The 1789-nt window shown below is 75.1% G+C and carries 1 protein-coding gene and 1 pseudogene; both read right to left on the bottom strand.

Annotated elements, in window-relative coordinates:
• Positions 1-492: pseudogene (locus tag VR45_RS41355) on the bottom strand (serine/threonine protein kinase); the annotation flags it as partial.
• On the bottom strand, positions 479-1453 hold the full coding sequence (locus VR45_RS41360) for a hypothetical protein (RefSeq protein WP_045945140.1): 975 nt from the start codon (positions 1451-1453) through the stop codon (positions 479-481). The pseudogene VR45_RS41355 and the gene VR45_RS41360, both read right to left, overlap by 14 nt.
• Between the last annotated feature and the right edge of the window lie 336 nt (positions 1454-1789).

Consider the following 1789-nt stretch of genomic DNA (forward strand, 5'->3'; position numbering starts at 1 on the left):
GACCTGCGCCGGTGTCGGCACCGCCGCCGCGCCGCAGTCCAGCAGCCTCGGTTCGCAGAGGCAGACCAGCACCTGGAAGTACCGGCTCTCCTCGTCGAGCAACGGGATCCCGCCGCCGTCCGGTTCGGCGGTGGGCCGGCGTTCCGGGGCGTAGACGGTGAAGCTGTTGCTCCCCGCCCCCACGGTCAGCGTCACCCGGCTCAGCTCGAAGGGGATCGGCACCCCGGCCCGGCCGGCCCGCACCTTCACGTACTCCCCCGCCCCCTCCAGGTTCTCCACGCAGTAGGTGCCCGCCGTGCCGCAGTTCGACATCAGCCAGTAGTCGCCGAACGCGTCGATCCGGCCCGCGGTCAGCGCCCGGTCGGTGCCGACGGTGATCTCCCCGGCCTGCCATCCGAACCGCACGCTGTCCCCGTCCGGCAGTTCGACGGCCGGTGACCGCCCGTCGAGGCAGATCAGCACCGAACGGGCGGCGGGTTCAGCCCGCGACACGGCCGACGTCCGTGAAGGACGCGCCGAGCACGTCGGCGATCGCGGTCGCGTCGGCGCCGGGCACGATCAGCGGATCGTGGTCGACGCGCAACGACAGCTCCGTCCCCTCGTGGACGGCGGTGACGATCACCGGGTCCTCCATCCGGCTGCCCGGCGGGTACCTGAACCGGCCGGGCACGCCGTCCAGCACCGGTGCCGGGCGGCGGGTGAGGTCGATGAGGGTCAGCACGAGGTCGAGGTGGCCGGTCCACGGCGCGCGGCTCGCCCGGGCAGCCCGGACGACCTCGTCGAACGGGGTGTCGACGAACTCCAGGTCCTCCCACCAGCTCTCGCGCACGCCTTCGCCCTGCGGGTTGGCCAGCACCGTGTTGATGAAGCAGCCGACCACACCCGCCCCGTCCGGGCTTCCCCAGGTGTAGGCGACCGGCGCGGTGCCCGGCGTCCGGGTCAGCGCCGTGTGGCAGGCGGCCAGCAGCGCCGCGAAGGGCCGGTCCGTGGCCGGTCCCGGCAGCGCGACGCGTTGCCAGGCCGTGGCCTGCCCGCCGCGTTCGGCCGGCTCCCGGCCCCACCGTCCGGGCCCGGCGTCGCGCACCCGGGAGGTCCAGTGCGCCAGCGCCTCCGGCCCGCTGGCCTCGTGCTCGCGGGCCAGCTGCCGCTCCACCGCCTCCCGGTAGCGGGACAGTTCGCCGGCGGCCGCGGACTCCGGTACCTCCTCGCCGCTCCGGTAGGCGGACATCAGCTCGTCCAGCACCAGGCCGGTGGACTCGCCGTCGCAGACCAGGTGGTCGAACCCGATGGCGAGCAGGTCCCGCCGGTCGTCCCTGGCCAGGACCAGCCGGAACGGGCCGTGCCCGGCGGTCCAGTCCTCCAGTGCCGCCCACGCGGCGGCGTCGGCGTCCGGGGCCGCGGTCTCCCGCACGAGCGGCCCCTCGGGGACCGGACCGATCCGCAGCAGCGGCACCCCGTCGACCGTGTCCGCCGCCCCGCGCAGGGCGCAGGACCGACCGGGCCGCCCGCTCCAGCCGGCCGGTCTCCAGCAGGCCGGGCGGGAACTCCAGGAAGACCGGCAGGATCCTCACCCGTTCGTGCGGATCGGCGGACCTGGTGTGGTGGAACCTCCGCTGCGCGCCGGTGAGCGGCATCAGCTCGGCGGCTCCCCGGTGGACGTTCGCGTAGTGCTTCAGGTAGGTCCTGGTGATGCTCCGGTGCACGGTTCGGCCTCCACGGTGTCGTCTTCCCACGTCTGGTCCCCCTGGGCAACCCTCGCGGGGCCGCGCCGGCGGGCGGCATCCCCCGC

This window comes from Streptomyces sp. NRRL S-495, assembly GCF_000966955.1.
Lineage (GTDB): Bacteria > Actinomycetota > Actinomycetes > Streptomycetales > Streptomycetaceae > Kitasatospora > Kitasatospora purpeofusca.